18 protein-coding genes and 1 tRNA gene are annotated in these 12,657 nt (G+C 70.7%); 10 read left to right on the top strand and 9 right to left on the bottom strand.

The window, feature by feature from the left end; all coding sequences use genetic code 11:
- Positions 1-33: 33 nt before the first annotated feature.
- From AC07TY_RS15865 to AC07TY_RS15850, 4 genes are all read right to left on the bottom strand, one after another.
- The gene (locus AC07TY_RS15865; protein ID WP_494785949.1) at positions 34-414 is read right to left on the bottom strand and encodes a cupin domain-containing protein; all 381 of its coding nucleotides are present in this window, start codon (positions 412-414) and stop codon (positions 34-36) included.
- Positions 415-486: 72 nt separating this feature from the next.
- Positions 487-1,032 (bottom strand): cysteine hydrolase family protein, encoded by a 546-nt coding sequence (locus AC07TY_RS15860; protein ID WP_494785948.1) that lies wholly within the window; start codon positions 1,030-1,032, stop codon positions 487-489.
- Positions 1,033-1,121: 89 nt separating this feature from the next.
- Positions 1,122-1,934 (bottom strand): alpha/beta hydrolase, encoded by an 813-nt coding sequence (locus AC07TY_RS15855; RefSeq protein WP_494785947.1) that lies wholly within the window; start codon positions 1,932-1,934, stop codon positions 1,122-1,124.
- Positions 1,931-2,953 carry a DMT family transporter gene (locus AC07TY_RS15850; protein ID WP_494785946.1) on the bottom strand — a complete coding sequence of 341 codons (1,023 nt, stop codon included), beginning with the start codon at positions 2,951-2,953 and terminating at the stop codon, positions 1,931-1,933. Before AC07TY_RS15850 ends, AC07TY_RS15855 begins: the two co-directional genes overlap by 4 nt.
- 33 nt (positions 2,954-2,986) lie before the next feature.
- Between AC07TY_RS15850 and AC07TY_RS15845 the strand changes: the two genes are divergently transcribed.
- Positions 2,987-3,583 (top strand): TetR/AcrR family transcriptional regulator, encoded by a 597-nt coding sequence (locus AC07TY_RS15845; RefSeq protein WP_494785945.1) that lies wholly within the window; start codon positions 2,987-2,989, stop codon positions 3,581-3,583.
- Positions 3,584-3,608: 25 nt separating this feature from the next.
- Here the strand turns inward: AC07TY_RS15845 and AC07TY_RS15840 are convergent, their stop codons facing one another.
- Positions 3,609-4,259, bottom strand: a complete 651-nt coding sequence (locus tag AC07TY_RS15840; RefSeq protein ID WP_123505752.1) for an NAD(P)-dependent oxidoreductase — start codon at positions 4,257-4,259, stop codon at positions 3,609-3,611.
- 62 nt (positions 4,260-4,321) lie between these two features.
- Here AC07TY_RS15840 and AC07TY_RS15835 point away from each other — a divergent pair, with 62 nt between their 5' ends.
- Positions 4,322-4,921 (top strand): TetR/AcrR family transcriptional regulator, encoded by a 600-nt coding sequence (locus AC07TY_RS15835; RefSeq protein ID WP_494785944.1) that lies wholly within the window; start codon positions 4,322-4,324, stop codon positions 4,919-4,921.
- Positions 4,922-5,158: 237 nt separating this feature from the next.
- The gene (locus AC07TY_RS15830; RefSeq protein ID WP_494785943.1) at positions 5,159-7,342 is read left to right on the top strand and encodes a sensor histidine kinase; all 2,184 of its coding nucleotides are present in this window, start codon (positions 5,159-5,161) and stop codon (positions 7,340-7,342) included.
- A 37-nt stretch (positions 7,343-7,379) separates the two neighbouring features.
- Here the strand turns inward: AC07TY_RS15830 and AC07TY_RS15825 are convergent.
- Positions 7,380-7,450, bottom strand: a tRNA-Gly gene (locus AC07TY_RS15825).
- A 164-nt stretch (positions 7,451-7,614) separates the two neighbouring features.
- On the opposite strand from AC07TY_RS15825, the gene AC07TY_RS15820 reads away from it, so the two are divergent.
- Positions 7,615-8,139, top strand: coding sequence for an NADPH-dependent FMN reductase (locus AC07TY_RS15820; RefSeq protein ID WP_494785942.1), 525 nt, complete (start codon positions 7,615-7,617; stop codon positions 8,137-8,139).
- A 2-nt stretch (positions 8,140-8,141) separates the two neighbouring features.
- Positions 8,142-8,663, top strand: a complete 522-nt coding sequence (locus AC07TY_RS15815) for a flavin reductase family protein (protein ID WP_494785941.1) — start codon at positions 8,142-8,144, stop codon at positions 8,661-8,663.
- Positions 8,664-8,715: 52 nt separating this feature from the next.
- Here AC07TY_RS15815 and AC07TY_RS15810 read toward each other — a convergent pair whose 3' ends face one another.
- Genes AC07TY_RS15810 through AC07TY_RS15800 form a run of 3 tightly spaced genes read right to left on the bottom strand, consistent with a single transcriptional unit; the run spans position 8,716 to position 10,162 of the window.
- Entirely contained in the window at positions 8,716-9,024 is a 309-nt protein-coding gene (locus tag AC07TY_RS15810) for a hypothetical protein (protein ID WP_123505747.1), read from the bottom strand.
- The gene (locus AC07TY_RS15805) at positions 9,021-9,584 is read right to left on the bottom strand and encodes an Asp23/Gls24 family envelope stress response protein (RefSeq protein WP_123505746.1); all 564 of its coding nucleotides are present in this window, start codon (positions 9,582-9,584) and stop codon (positions 9,021-9,023) included. The genes AC07TY_RS15810 and AC07TY_RS15805 overlap by 4 nt, the downstream gene beginning before the upstream one ends.
- Positions 9,581-10,162, bottom strand: coding sequence for an RNA polymerase sigma factor (locus AC07TY_RS15800; protein WP_494785940.1), 582 nt, complete (start codon positions 10,160-10,162; stop codon positions 9,581-9,583). Before AC07TY_RS15800 ends, AC07TY_RS15805 begins: the two co-directional genes overlap by 4 nt.
- A gap of 133 nt (positions 10,163-10,295) precedes the next feature.
- Between AC07TY_RS15800 and AC07TY_RS15795 the strand changes: the two genes are divergently transcribed.
- Genes AC07TY_RS15795 through AC07TY_RS15775 form a run of 5 tightly spaced genes read left to right on the top strand, consistent with a single transcriptional unit; the run spans position 10,296 to position 12,649 of the window.
- Complete coding sequence (locus AC07TY_RS15795; RefSeq protein WP_488625005.1) at positions 10,296-10,808, top strand: Asp23/Gls24 family envelope stress response protein; 513 nt, start codon at positions 10,296-10,298, stop codon at positions 10,806-10,808.
- Positions 10,805-10,996 (top strand): DUF2273 domain-containing protein, encoded by a 192-nt coding sequence (locus tag AC07TY_RS15790; protein ID WP_123505743.1) that lies wholly within the window; start codon positions 10,805-10,807, stop codon positions 10,994-10,996. Before AC07TY_RS15795 ends, AC07TY_RS15790 begins: the two co-directional genes overlap by 4 nt.
- The gene (locus AC07TY_RS15785; RefSeq protein WP_488625004.1) at positions 10,993-11,475 is read left to right on the top strand and encodes a hypothetical protein; all 483 of its coding nucleotides are present in this window, start codon (positions 10,993-10,995) and stop codon (positions 11,473-11,475) included. Before AC07TY_RS15790 ends, AC07TY_RS15785 begins: the two co-directional genes overlap by 4 nt.
- Positions 11,472-12,044, top strand: a complete 573-nt coding sequence (locus AC07TY_RS15780; protein ID WP_488625003.1) for a DUF6286 domain-containing protein — start codon at positions 11,472-11,474, stop codon at positions 12,042-12,044. Before AC07TY_RS15785 ends, AC07TY_RS15780 begins: the two co-directional genes overlap by 4 nt.
- A complete protein-coding gene (locus AC07TY_RS15775) occupies positions 12,041-12,649 on the top strand; it encodes a hypothetical protein (RefSeq protein ID WP_488625002.1) in 609 nt (202 codons plus the stop codon). Before AC07TY_RS15780 ends, AC07TY_RS15775 begins: the two co-directional genes overlap by 4 nt.
- The last annotated feature ends 8 nt before the right edge of the window (positions 12,650-12,657 follow it).

Here is a 12,657-nt window from a genome sequence, read left to right as displayed (position 1 = left end):
TGCCGTTGGGGCGCAGGAACGTGCTGACCGCCGTCAGCTAGGCGCCACCCGCTGGTCGATCGGCACGCTCCGCGCGTCGACCACATCGCCCGTGTGGGCCGTCGTCACCGTCTCGATGAGCACGATGCCGACCTCCTCGTCGGCGACGGGGTTGTGTCGCGTGCCCTTGGGGACGACGTAGAACTCGCCGGGCTCGAGCACGACCTCGCGATCGCCCTCGAGCTGGATGCGCAGGCGGCCGTAGACGATGAGGAACATCTCGTCCTGCTCGTCGTGGGCGTGCCACACGAACTCCCCGAGCAGCTTCGCGACCTTCACGAACTGGTCGTTGACCTGGCCGACCACGCGGGGCGTCCAGTGCCTGGTCACCTGGTCGAGCTCGGAGCGGATGCGCGTGGGGGCGAGGAGGTCCATGTGGTCAGCCTAGATTCGCAGCGCCGGGGCTGTATTCGCAGCGCCGGGGCTGTATTCGCCGCGCGGGGCGGCTCAGGCCGCGAGCAGCGCGGCGCTCGGCACCACCGTCGCGAAGCTCCCGTCGAGAGCCGCCATGAAGGCCGCGTGGACGCTCGCGCCCGGCACGACAAAGTCGCCCAGCGCCAGGTCGGGCGCCGCGCAGGCGTCCGACACCACGGTCGCGGTGAAGCCGAGCTCGTGAGCGGCCCGCGTGGTCGAGTCGACGCACATGCTGCTCATCATGCCGACGATCACGAGCTCGGTGATGTCGGCGGCGGTGAGGAGTTCCTGCAGCCCGGTCTGGATGAAGCTGTTCGGCTCGTGCTTCTCGATGACGAGCTCGCCGTCGACGGGTGCGACCGAGGGGTGGAAGTCGAGGCCCGTGGTGCCGGGCCGGAAGAACGTGGCGTCGGCGTCGGTCGAGACGTGGAAGATGTGCACGATCTTCTCGCCGGAGGCCCGGAACGACTCCAGCACGGTGCGGGCCGCGTCTGCGGCAGCCTCCGGTTCGACGAGCGGGAAGGCTCCGCCCGGAAAGTAGTCGAGCTGGATGTCGATGAGGAGGAGTGCGCGGGTCATGGCTTCAGTATGTCGGCGGGGCCGGCGCGACGCGGTCGAGTTCACGTCGATTGCGTTCGGTGCCGGGCCCGGTCTGCGGAGCGGTGCCCCTAGCGCGCGTGCTCATCCAGGAGAGTCCACGCGGCGACCAGCGAGATCGCGGAGGCGAAGGCGTCGAGGCTCGGTCGATTCAGGAACGCATGGCGCGAGCCCGCGAGGATGTGATGCCGGACGTCGACTCCCGCAGCCCCCAGTTCTACCGCGAACATGTCTCCTGACGCGCGCATGTTGTCATGCTCCGCGTTGATGACGAGAGTCCGCGGAAAGGCGTCGAGGTCGTGGCCGCCGGGGAACGCCAGGCGATCGGAGAGAGCTTCGGCCGACCCGGCGTAGTTGCGGTTCATCCAGTTCAGGGCCCATCTGGAATGCGTGATCCGTCGGTGCCCACGGGATCTCTGCCGCCCCTCCCGTGTTCGCGGATGCGTCGAGTGGAAGAAGCCGTACGCGAAGACGGCGCCTGCCGGACGAAGGTCTTCGTCGATGGCTCGGAGAGTCGCGGCGGCCGCGAGGCACGCGCCCGCGCTCGCTCCTCCGATCATCACCCCTGACGGAGACGCGGAGAGGACGTCCCGGTAGGCGGCGAACACGTCGTCGAGAGCATCCGGGAAGCGCCCCCGCAGAGGCCGTGCACTCGACTTCATCCGGGCAGGACCCGGGGTCGGCGTGAGGCGGTATCCCGCGGTCGCAACCGTGACGCCATGCTCCGCGAGAGAGAGCGCGACGTCGTGCGCCTCCGGTTGATCCGGGCTCCCTCGGAAGAACCCGCCGCCATGCAGCCAGAGCAGGGTCGGGCCGGATGCCCTGTCGTCTCCCGGTGCCGGCCTGTACCAGCGGACAGGGGCTGCGTCACGGTGCTCGATCACAGTCGATCGTTCCGCGTCGCGGCGATGGCGCGCGTCCGTCTGGAGGGTGAAGCGGTGAGTCTGGCGACGGGTCTGCTGCTTTCGGGTTCGGAGATCGGCCCGGTTCGCCGCGAGGCGCGCAGCTCCCCGCGGCCGTCAGCGATCAGGACCGCCGTCACACCGGCGGCGCAGAGGGCGAATGCCAGCACGGTCGCGAGCGTGAGCGGCTCGCCTAGGAGCACCGCTCCCGAGACCGCGGTGACGGGAGCGACCAGGAAGAGCAGAGCGTTGACGGCAGTGATGCCGAGTCGGCGCAGCAGCCACCAGTAGAGGCCGTAGGCCATCATCGTCGAAACGAGTGCCGAGAGCGCCGCCGCTGACCAGAATGTCAGCGATGCCGGGGGCAGGAGAGTGCCAGTGAGCGCCGCGAGGACCGTCAGTGCGCCGGCTGTCACCGACACGTGGACCGTCAAGGTCGTCAGCACAGGAAGCGGGGACTGTCGCCGGCGATCCATGAAGGTGCCCACGATGAGGCAGGCCATGGCCCCGGCGGGAAGCAGATAGGCGTGAGCGGGGGCGCTCGACCCGCCCACCTGTGAGCTGACCACGAGCGCGACCCCGCCGGCGCCGACGACCAGGCCCACCCACTGGAGGCCCCGCACGCGGAGGCCGAGGAGCGGCCCCACGAGCGTGGCGACGACAAGGGGCTGCACGGCATCGATGAGTGCCGTCGTCCCGGTGGCGACCCCTGCGGCGATTGCCGCGTACACGAATCCGCAGTAGCCGAACTGGGCGAACAGGCCGATCAGGGCCTGACGTCCGAGGTCCTTGAGTGGCGCGCGCCTGATCGAGCCTCGCGCGATGCCGATCGTGAGCAGGACGACCGCCAGCGGCGCGAACCGCCAGACGAGGAGCGTCGTCCACGGGACGTCGACGGTCGCGACCGCCGCGATGACGAAGCCGGAGCTCCACGAGGCGACGAACGCTATGGCGGCGAGGGTCGACACGAGGCCACCGAGTACACCGATCTGTTTACTCATGGGTGTGACTATACAGGTCGGTATAATCAGCGCATGCCCGTCACCGTTCCTGATCTTCTGCCTCTGACTCCGGGCGCGCGCCGCGTCCTCGACGCTGCGTCATCGCTGTTCTATGAGCGGGGTATCCATGCGGTGGGGGTCGACACGATCGCAGCGGAGGCCGGCGTCACGAAGAAGACCCTCTACGACCGATTCGGCTCCAAGGAGGAGCTCGTCGTCGCGTACCTGCAGCATCGCGACGCGCGCTGGCGAGTGCACCTCGCTGACGCGCTCGAGCGCGTCCCGCAGCCCGGCGTCGAGCGGGTGCTCGCGGTCTTCGACGCGTCGATCTCGTGGTCCGGTGCGAACACCCCGAAAGGCTGCAGCGCTATCAATGCCCGAGCCGAGATCGGCGACGGCCACGACGGCCATCCGGTCTTCCCCGAGGTCGCCCGGCAGAAGGCGTGGCTGCTCGGAGTCTTCGCCGAGCTCCTCGAGGAGGCCGGTAGTGCCGACCCCCTGCAGACGGCGAAGACGATGATGCTGCTCTACGAGGGTGCCATCGTGACCATCGGGATGGAGACGTTCAGTCGGCCGTTCGAGCTCGCCCGCCGCGTGGCGGCCGCGGTGCTCGCGGCCCCTGGCCGCTAGGGCGCCCCAGGATCCGTCACCCCGGTCAGCGCCGCCGGTAGGTGCTGCCGTCTGCGGTGTGCACGGCCGAGTCGTCCAGGAGCGTCCGCAGGTTGTAAGAAGCGCAGTCGACGAACGTGCCGATGCTGATCCGGGAGCTCGATCGGCGGAGCTCGCCCTTCGATGGTCCGTCCGAGCCGATGCCGGCGCGGTGAACCATCCACTCGATGTCGCGGGCGTCCTGGTCGAGGTAGCGCATCACGGCCTCGTTGTCTTCGTGCTGACCGATGTAGCTCCGAGCTATCGTGTTCCGCACGAGCCGGAGCACCAGGGGGAGTCGCGTGCCTGGAGCCGCGCTGAGACCCCCGGCCTGGTACAGGAGTCGCCGTGTGCCGGCGCGGCGCATGGCGGGGACGAGCAGGCGCACGAACGTCGTGTTCACCTGTCGCTCGCGCTGCGCGGCGGCATTGCCGAGCATGATCACGACAGCGTCGATGCCGTCGAGCAGGGCGTCGAGGTCGAGGTCTCCGTCTACAGAGCCCTGAACCACCTCGAGCTCCGGGTGGGTGCTCCTGAGCTTTCCGGGTGTTCTCGCGAGCACCCGGACCCGGTGCCCCGCCTCGAGGGCGAGTCGCGTGAAGTGCTGTCCGGTCTGCCCGGTGCCACCGAGCACGAGGAGCGAGGGATGAGTTGTCATGTGATCAATCTAGGCGGTGTCTAGAAAATAGGCAATGACAGGATCAGGGTTACGATTGCGGCATGACGCAGAAGCCCTTCCATCACGGGAACCTGCGCGCGGCCCTCCTCGACGAGGCCACGATGGTCCTTCGCGAGTCGGGGGTCGACGGTCTCTCCCTCCGCGATCTCGCTCGCCGCGCCGGCGTCAGCCACGGTGCGCCGCGGAGCCACTTCGTCGACCGGCAGTCGCTGCTCGATGCGCTCGCGGAACTCGGTTTCGACCGCCTCACCGTCGCCGTCCGAACGGCGCTGGGTGGCGGGGGAGCCCTGCCGGCCCGCTTCGGCCGCGTCGCCCGCGCCTACGTCGACTTCGCCATCGACGACGCCGCGCTGATGGAGCTGATGTTCCAGGCCAAGGCGACTGGCAGACCCGGACGGATCGAGGAGGCCGCCGGCGCCCTCTTCAGCACGCTCGACGGTGCCCTCGGGGCGCGGTCGGCCGAGGGGGACGACGAGTCACGAGACGTCTTCAAGATGCTCTTCGCGGCGACGATGCAGGGGATCGCAGCACTCGTCGCGTCCGGGCGCATCGAACGCGCGCAGGGGGACCGCCTCGTCGATGCGGCCATGGAGACGATGCTCGGATCGGCACTCGGAATGCAGGCCGTCACCTCATCCTGACCGCGTGGCCGGCCAGGAATCAGGCGCTCTGCGCAGCGTGAACGCAGCCCAGACCCGTTCTGGGGTGTCGCCTCCGGGCTCGGGTCGACGTAGCGTACCGAGGTGCCCGAGCCTCACCCAGATCAGTCGGCCGATCTGTCATCGTCCCTTCGCAGGATCCCGCCGTCGCGCCCCGCCGCGACGAGTACACGACCTGTCAGCAGCACGGCGCCGCTCCGGCTCGGGGTCGAGCGAGGCATGGCCGCGACGCTGGCCATCGTCGCCGGCCTGCTGGTGCTCCTCGCCCTGCCCGAGTTCGCCGGGGATCACAGGCCCGACCGCTTCCCTCTCCTCGTCGTGGCTCTGTGCCTGGCGGGGTCGATGGTGGCGCCGCTGCCCCTCGCGCTCGCGCGGAGCAAGGGCCTGCTGCGAACGGGGCTCTGGCTGCCGGTGGCCTCCTACGTCGCGCTCCTCGTCGTAGAGCCCTTCACGCTCCACGACCCGCTGCCGCTGGGATCGACGCCGTGGCTCCTCGGCCTGTCTCTGATCGCCTTCAGCTGCACTGCGCTGGCCGAGCCGAACCCGTTCCGCGCTGGCGTCATCTGCCTCGGGATCGACGCGGCTCTGGCCGTCGTCTACGCCGACAGGCTTCCCATCGCCCACACCCTGATCACCGGCTTCGGACTCCTCCTGCTGGCGGCGGGCCTGATCGCGGGAGTCCGGGCGCTGCGCGCGCGGGCGGATCGGGCGGACCAGGCCGAGGAGCGGGCGCAAATGCTCTTCGAAGACCACCAGCGCCAGGGCGCGCTCGAAGCCGAGCGTGTCCGCACGGACGCGCTGCTGCACGACACTGTTCTCGCGGCACTCCTGGCTGCGGCCGGCAACGACGCGCCGGACCGTGCTGCCGGCATGGCCCGGGCGGCTCTCGATATCGTGTCTGCCACCGGCGCTCGCCCGCAGACGCCACCGCGGATCGCCTCCCTCGGCACGGCACTGTCGAACGCCGAGGCCGATCTCGCCCGCTTCCGTGGTGTCGCCACCCTCGACCTGACCCGCCTGGACGCCCTGGAGCTGCCGCCCGAGGTGGCGGAGGCTCTCATCTCCGCGACCGTGCAGGCTCTCTGCAACAGCGTGACCCATGCCGGGCCGTCCGCCCGGCGGACCGCCGCAGGCTCCCGACTCGACGACGGCGGCCTCCGGATCACCGTCTCGGACGACGGATCCGGCTTCGATCTCGGATCCATCCCACAGGAGCGACTCGGCGTCCGGGTGTCGATCCTGGAGCGCGTGCGCCACGTCGGAGGGTCGGCGAGCATCCACTCGTCACCGGGAGAAGGCACCACCGTCGTCCTGGAGTGGCACCCCGATAGCGCCCCGTCGCCGCTCACCCGTCGACCGGGCGAGTCGTTGTTCACCGTCATCCCGCGGCGCGTCCTCTATCGGATCCTCGGCGGCCTGATCGTCGTGGCATCCCTCATCGCGACACTCGACGCCCTTCTCGTCACCCACGCGTACGCCTCGGTCGCGGCATCCGTCCTCGGCCTGAGCATCCTGCCCGCCCTCGTCCGGGGAGCACGGCGCGGAACGATGTCGAACCGCGCCGCGTGGGTGACCACGGGAGTCGGGGTCCTCCTGTGCTGCATCGCGACGATCGGGCTCGATGCCGCCGACTTCGACTCGGCGTCCATCGCCCGATTCACCTGCGGGGTCCTCGCGGGGGCGGCCATGGGGTGGATGGCTGGCCGCAGGCTCCCGCCCCTCATCACCCTGGGCGCCCTCGTGACGCAGATCACCCTGTGGGCGGGCCCGTCCGGTGTCATCCGGCTGGGCCTCGCCGGCGAGATCGTGATCGTCGTAGCCGGGCTGCTCATCCACCACGCCATCCGCAGGGTCACGGCCGCGGCCGAGGTCGCAGCCAGGCAGCACGTGGAGCTGACGATCCAGCAGGCCGAGCTGGACGCGTTCGACACCGAGCGCCAGCAGCGACTTCAGCACGCCGGGAACACTGCCGCGCCGATCCTCCGCCACATCATCGCCGTGGTCGGCCGACTGGGCGAGGACGCCCGTACCGAATGCCGCGTGCTGGAGCAGGCTCTTCGCGACGAGATCCGCGGCCGCAGCCTGCTCAACGAGGCCGTCCGCCAGGTGGTCTCGGCCCATCGCCGCCGTGGCGCGCTCGTGCAGATCCTCGACGACGGCGGTCTCGACGGCCTCGATCCTGCCGCCCTCGACCTGCTCTTGGACGACGTGGCTCGGCACCTCGAGCCCGTCCGGTCGAGCCGCATCATCATCCGGACCGGCCGCCCCGAATCCGACACCGCCATCACCATCGTCGCCTCGACCCCCGACGAGACGGCCGCCGCCCTCGGCCTCGACGCCGACGACGAGGTCGACCTCTGGGTCACGATCCCGCATCCGGAGGCCGTCGAGCTCGCTGCCTGAGGACCCGCCGACACAGGGACGCCGAACGACCAGAGAGAGCGAGTGACGGGAATCGAACCCGCGCTATCAGCTTGGGAAGCTGAAGTTCTACCATTGAACTACACTCGCGCACCGCCGATGCGGAGCAAGACTACGCCGAGACGCAGCCCGTCAAGCATACCGAACGGCGCGCGACCCCCGAGAACCCACGGCGTAATGCAGGCGTAATTCGCGAGCCACGCAGGCGAAATGCGCCGGGCGAAGACTGAGCGCATCCCAGTCAAGGAGCATCCATGATCGTCACAGTCGTCGCCGGAAACCCCAAGCCGGCCTCCCGCACGCTCGAGGCCGCCCGCCATGTGGCCGAGTCGATCACCGGCCGAGCCGCCGACAGCGAGGTCGACGTCGTCACCCTCGGTCCCTCTCTGCTCGGCTGGGGCGACGACACCGTGAAGGCAGCGGTCGAGCTCGTGGCCGGCAGCGACCTCGTGATCGTGGCCTCGCCGACGTACAAGGCGAGCTACACGGGTGTGCTCAAGTGCTTCCTCGACCAGATCGACGGGGCCACCGGGCTGAAGGGCGTCACGGTCGTGCCGCTCATGCTCGGCGCGGGGCCGACTCACGCCCTCGCTCCCGAGCTGCTGCTCAAGCCGATCCTGGTCGAGCTGGGCGCCACCGCTCCCGCGCAGGGCCTGTACCTGAACGAGAGGGCCTACGCCGACGAGGGCGCGTACGGCGGCTGGCTCGACAACTGGAGAGATATCGTCCTGGCATCCGCATCCGCCACCCTCGCTTCGTCTGCCTCGGGCAAGGAGTAGCCATGACCACCACCACGATCCACGACCTCGTCGAGGTCGGCACGCCCGATGCCGCAGCAGCGGTCAAGCTCGCATTCGGCTCGTTCCCCTCCGGTGTCGCGGCGCTCGCGGCCGAGGTCGACGGAGTCAGGGTCGGAATGGTCTCGTCGTCGTTCAGCGTCGGCGTCTCGTTCGACCCGCCGATGGTGATGTTCTCGGTGCAGAACTCCTCGACGACCTGGCCGATCCTCAAGCAGGCGGGCAGGATCGGCGTCTCGATCCTGGGCTCGGCGCACGACGAGGCCTGCTACCAGCTGTCGAGCCGCAGCCGCGACCGCTTCGCCGGCCTCGACCTCCACGAGCCCGAGTCCGGTGCGATCTTCGTGCACGACGCCACCGTGTGGCTCGAGTGCGTGGTGCGCTCCGAGATCCCGGCGGGCGACCACCACGTCGTCGTGCTCGAGGTCACGTCGCTGCGCGTCGGCGACCAGACGGAGCCGCTCGTCTACCACGGCACGCGCTTCCGACGGCTCATCGCCGTCTGACCTCGCAGAATGCCAGGGGCGCAGGAACTCGCGCCCCACCGCCGCCAGGCCCCTAGCCCAGCGCGACGATCCTGACGTCGACGCCCGGCCCGGGCGCCCCTCGCGCGGCCAGATGGTCGAGCACCGCCGCCGCGACCGTGCGCGCCACTGCGGGCCCCGAGTGCTCGGGCCCCACTGCGACGTCGAGCTCGACCCTCGTCTGCGTCGCGGATAGGGCGACGGCGACCTGCGGTGTCGTCTTCGTGACCGTGCCGATGACGCTCCGGGCGAGCTGGGCGAAGCCGGGCCGCGGGTAGATCGCGGCGACGCCGGGAACGGAGCGGACGACCGCGGCGAGGTCGTCGGCGAGCGTGTCGGTCATGCGGCACCTCCGCCGAGCTGGTGCACGTCGCCGACGATCACGTCGACGCTGTCGACGACGAGCTCGGTCTGCGCGAGCAGGCGGGTGGCCACCGCTTCGCGGACCTCGTCGGCCATCGCCGGCACGAAGATCCCGCGGAGGGCGCTGATGGTGACTTCGACGTGAATCGGCGCGCCGGGCTCGGCGAGCGGACCGTCGAGACCGCAGGAGATGACCACGGCTCCGGGCACCGAGTCGCCGGCCTCGCGGATGAGGCCGCGGACAGCCCCCTCCGTCAGATGCAGCGTGCTCTGCAGGTCGGAGGAGACGAGAGGGATGTCGCGGCCGCTCCGCGCCTCGCGTCTGACGCGTTCCATGACGCCGCCGAACCAGCTCGGGTCGGCGAGGCTCTCCTGGGTGCCCTCGTCGGCGACCAGCCGGCTCGACAGGGCCCGGAGGCGCTGCAGCACAGCGAGCTGCCCGGCGTTCTCGGGAACCTCCTCGATCGAGGGGTCGTAGGGGATCCGGCCGGAGTCCAGGTAGTCGGCCAGGCGCTCGAGGGTGACGGTCTCGTCGCTCATCGCCAGGCCTCCATCTCTGTGGTCAGTGTCTCTCTCGCCCGGGCCAGCTGGCCTCGGGCGGCGGTGGTCGTGATGCCGAGGTGCTCCGCGATCTCGCCGTACGACTCGCCACCCACCTCGCGGAGGATCCAGCTCTGCCGCTGGAGCGGGGGCAGGCGGTCGAGCGCGCGGCGCAGGCCGGCCATCGCGTCGTCGGTCTGGGCGATGCGGGCCGGGTCGCCGTGGTCGTCGACCGGCAGCCGCGCCGAGACCGCCTCGTCGTCGATGTCGTCGGACGGCTTCCTGGCCCGCATCAGGTCGAATGCCTTCCGCGAGACGATCCGCATCATCCATCCCCGGACGGCATCCGGCGTGGTCAGGTTGGGCAGCTCGCGCCAGATCGCCACCGAGGCCTCCTGCACGGCGTCGGACGCATCGTGCTTCGAGCTCGTGAGGCGCACGGCGTAGGCGGTCATGAGGCCGAGGTGCCGCCGCAGGAGCACCTCGAAGGCGCGCGCGTCTCCGTCGGCCGCCCGGCGAGCGAGCAGCCCGTCGGAGGCCTCGGCCAGCGACGGCGAGGTCGACGGAGCGAAGTTCACCCCCTCAGACAACACCCCGGTTCCTGCAAAAGAAGTTTTTCGAAGAAAGTGCGTGACGTTTTCGGGAGTGGATGCGTCTCATCGTTACGCGGCCTCAAGCCGCCCCGGACTCTCATCCCAGAGGAGCACCATCATGGCCGACAAGCCCACCGTCCCGACCGCTACCGCCACCCCGACGCCCACCGCCACTCCGGCGGCCGGCCGCGTCGACAAGTTCGCCACGCCGGTGACGACCACGACGACCGCCACGGGTGCGGCCACCTCAGGCAAGACCGTCATCGCCGACAGCGTCATCTCGAAGGTCGCCGGCATCGCAGCCCGCGAGGTTCCCGGTGTGTTCGCTCTGGGTGGCGGCGCCGCCCGCGCGTTCGGCGCCATCCGCGACGTGATCGGCTCGACCGACCTGTCGCAGGGCGTGCGCGTCGAGGTCGGGGAGACCCAGGTCGCCGCCGACGTCACCATCGTCGTCGAGTACCCGACGCCGATGAACGCCGTCGCCGAGCAGGTCCGTTCCGCGGTCGCCCTTGCCATCACCGACCTCGTCGGAATGCAGGTCGCCGAGGTCAACGTCGCGATCAACGACGTGCACATCCCCGGCGAGGACGACGACGACGAGAGCGTGCCCGCCGAGAGCCGCGTGCAGTGAGCGCGACGACCACGGGCATCGTGATCGGCGCCGTCCTCGGCGTCGTCGCGGTGGCCTTCGGCTTCTGGGCGCTCGTGCTGGTGGCCGTGTTCATCGCCGTCGGCGCCCTCGTCGGCCGCGTGGCGGCGGGCGAGCTCGACGTCTCCAGCCTCGCCGACGTGCTCCGCGGACGGCGCTCGTCCCAATGACAGACCCCCAGGCCGCCGCTCCCGTCGATGGCGACGGGGCGGCTTCGAGCGGGTGGTCGTCGGGTCCTGATTCCCCGGCGGCCACCTCTGTGCACCCCGGTGGCATCGACCACCCGGTCGGCTCGCGCGACGTCCCCGGGCGGGGGCCCGTGATCCCGGGTCACGTCAGCATCGCCTCCCGCGCCCTCCAGCGCGTCGGCGGTGCCGTCGTGGCCGAGCAGCTGCTCGTCGAGCGGCGCGACGTCCGGGTCGACGCACGCGACGACGACGGCAGCCTCGCTCTCCGCGTCTCGACGCCGATGACGATCCCCCCGCTGACAGCCGTACCCGCCGATCAGGTCGGCGTGGTCGCCACGATCACAGCGCTCCAGGAGACTCTGACCCGTCGCATGGCCGAGATCACGGGGCGCTCCGTCTCGCGCGTCGATGTCACCGTGACCGGCAGCCGCCTCCCCCTCACGAACGGACGACTTTCATGAGCTCCCTCAACCGGCGGATCCTGCGCCGCGAGACCCATTCATCGCGCTCCGGAGCGACCGTCGTCGTCCTCGTCGTTCTCGCGCTCGTCGCCGCCTACGTCGGCGTCGAGGCCGTCTACGCCGCCCTCGGCCGGAAGCCTCTGCTGTTCTCGCCGCTGGACGTGCTCGGCTCGCTCCTGACTGCGGCGACCACCCAGGGCGGCCTCGTGATCGCAGCCGGCATCGTCACCGGCCTCCTCGGCCTCGTGCTGCTCGTCATCGCGCTCACGCCCGGCCGCCGTGGCCGCCACACCCTCGACGACCCGCGCCTCGCTGTGGTCGTCGACGACCAGGTCGTCGCCGCGTCGCTCGCCCGCACCACCCGTGTCGCCGCCGCCTTGGCGCCCGGCCAGGTCAGCGCCTGGGTCTCGCGTCGTGAAGCCCGCGTCACGATCACGCCCGCGTCGGGTGCGCTGGCCGATGTCGAGGCCGTGCAGGCCGCGGCGTCCGACGAGCTCGCGGCCATCGGCTACCGGCCGGCCGTCACCGCCGACGTCCGCGTTACCCGAACAGGAAAGCTCGGCGCATGACCTCCACCAATCGTCCTCTCAACCGGCTCTTCCTCGGGCTCGTCGGGCTCGTCTTCCTCGCGGTCGGGGCCTTCCTCGTCGCGGCGGCCCTCCCCGGCCGGTCGGTCGTCCGGGACTGGATCGGCCGCGCACGCGACGCCCAGGACACCGCGCTGAAGTCGTCGGCCATCGGCCAGCCCGCGCCCTTCGACGGCAGCTACCTGCCGTGGGGACTCGCAGTCGTCTGCCTCGTCGTCGTGCTCGTCGCCGTCATCGCGGCGATCGCCCGCGGCGGCGGACGCACCGACCGCGTCGTCGAGGTCGACGAGCCCGCCGGGCGGATCGTCGTCTCGTCGCAGTTCGCTGAGACCGCGCTCGTCGACGCGCTCCAGCCGCGCCGCGACATCGCAGCCGTCTCGGTCGCGTCGTATCAGCTCAAAGGAGCGCCGGCCCTCAAGCTGCGCCTGCGCCTGACGGCCGGGTCGTCGCCGGTCCCTGCCGTGCGGGCGGCCTCCGAGGCCGTCACCGGGCTGGACGCCGTGCTCGGCGGCCCGCCCCTGCCTGTGCTCGTCGAGGTCGTCGGGGCGTCGCCCGTGCGACCCGGCGCGGACTCGCGCGTCAGCTAGATCCGCTC

This window comes from Frondihabitans sp. GW821-FHT04F02 (assembly GCF_059420045.1).
The sequence above is the reverse complement of the archived record's forward strand: the minus strand, read 5'-3'. Positions and strand labels throughout refer to the sequence as shown.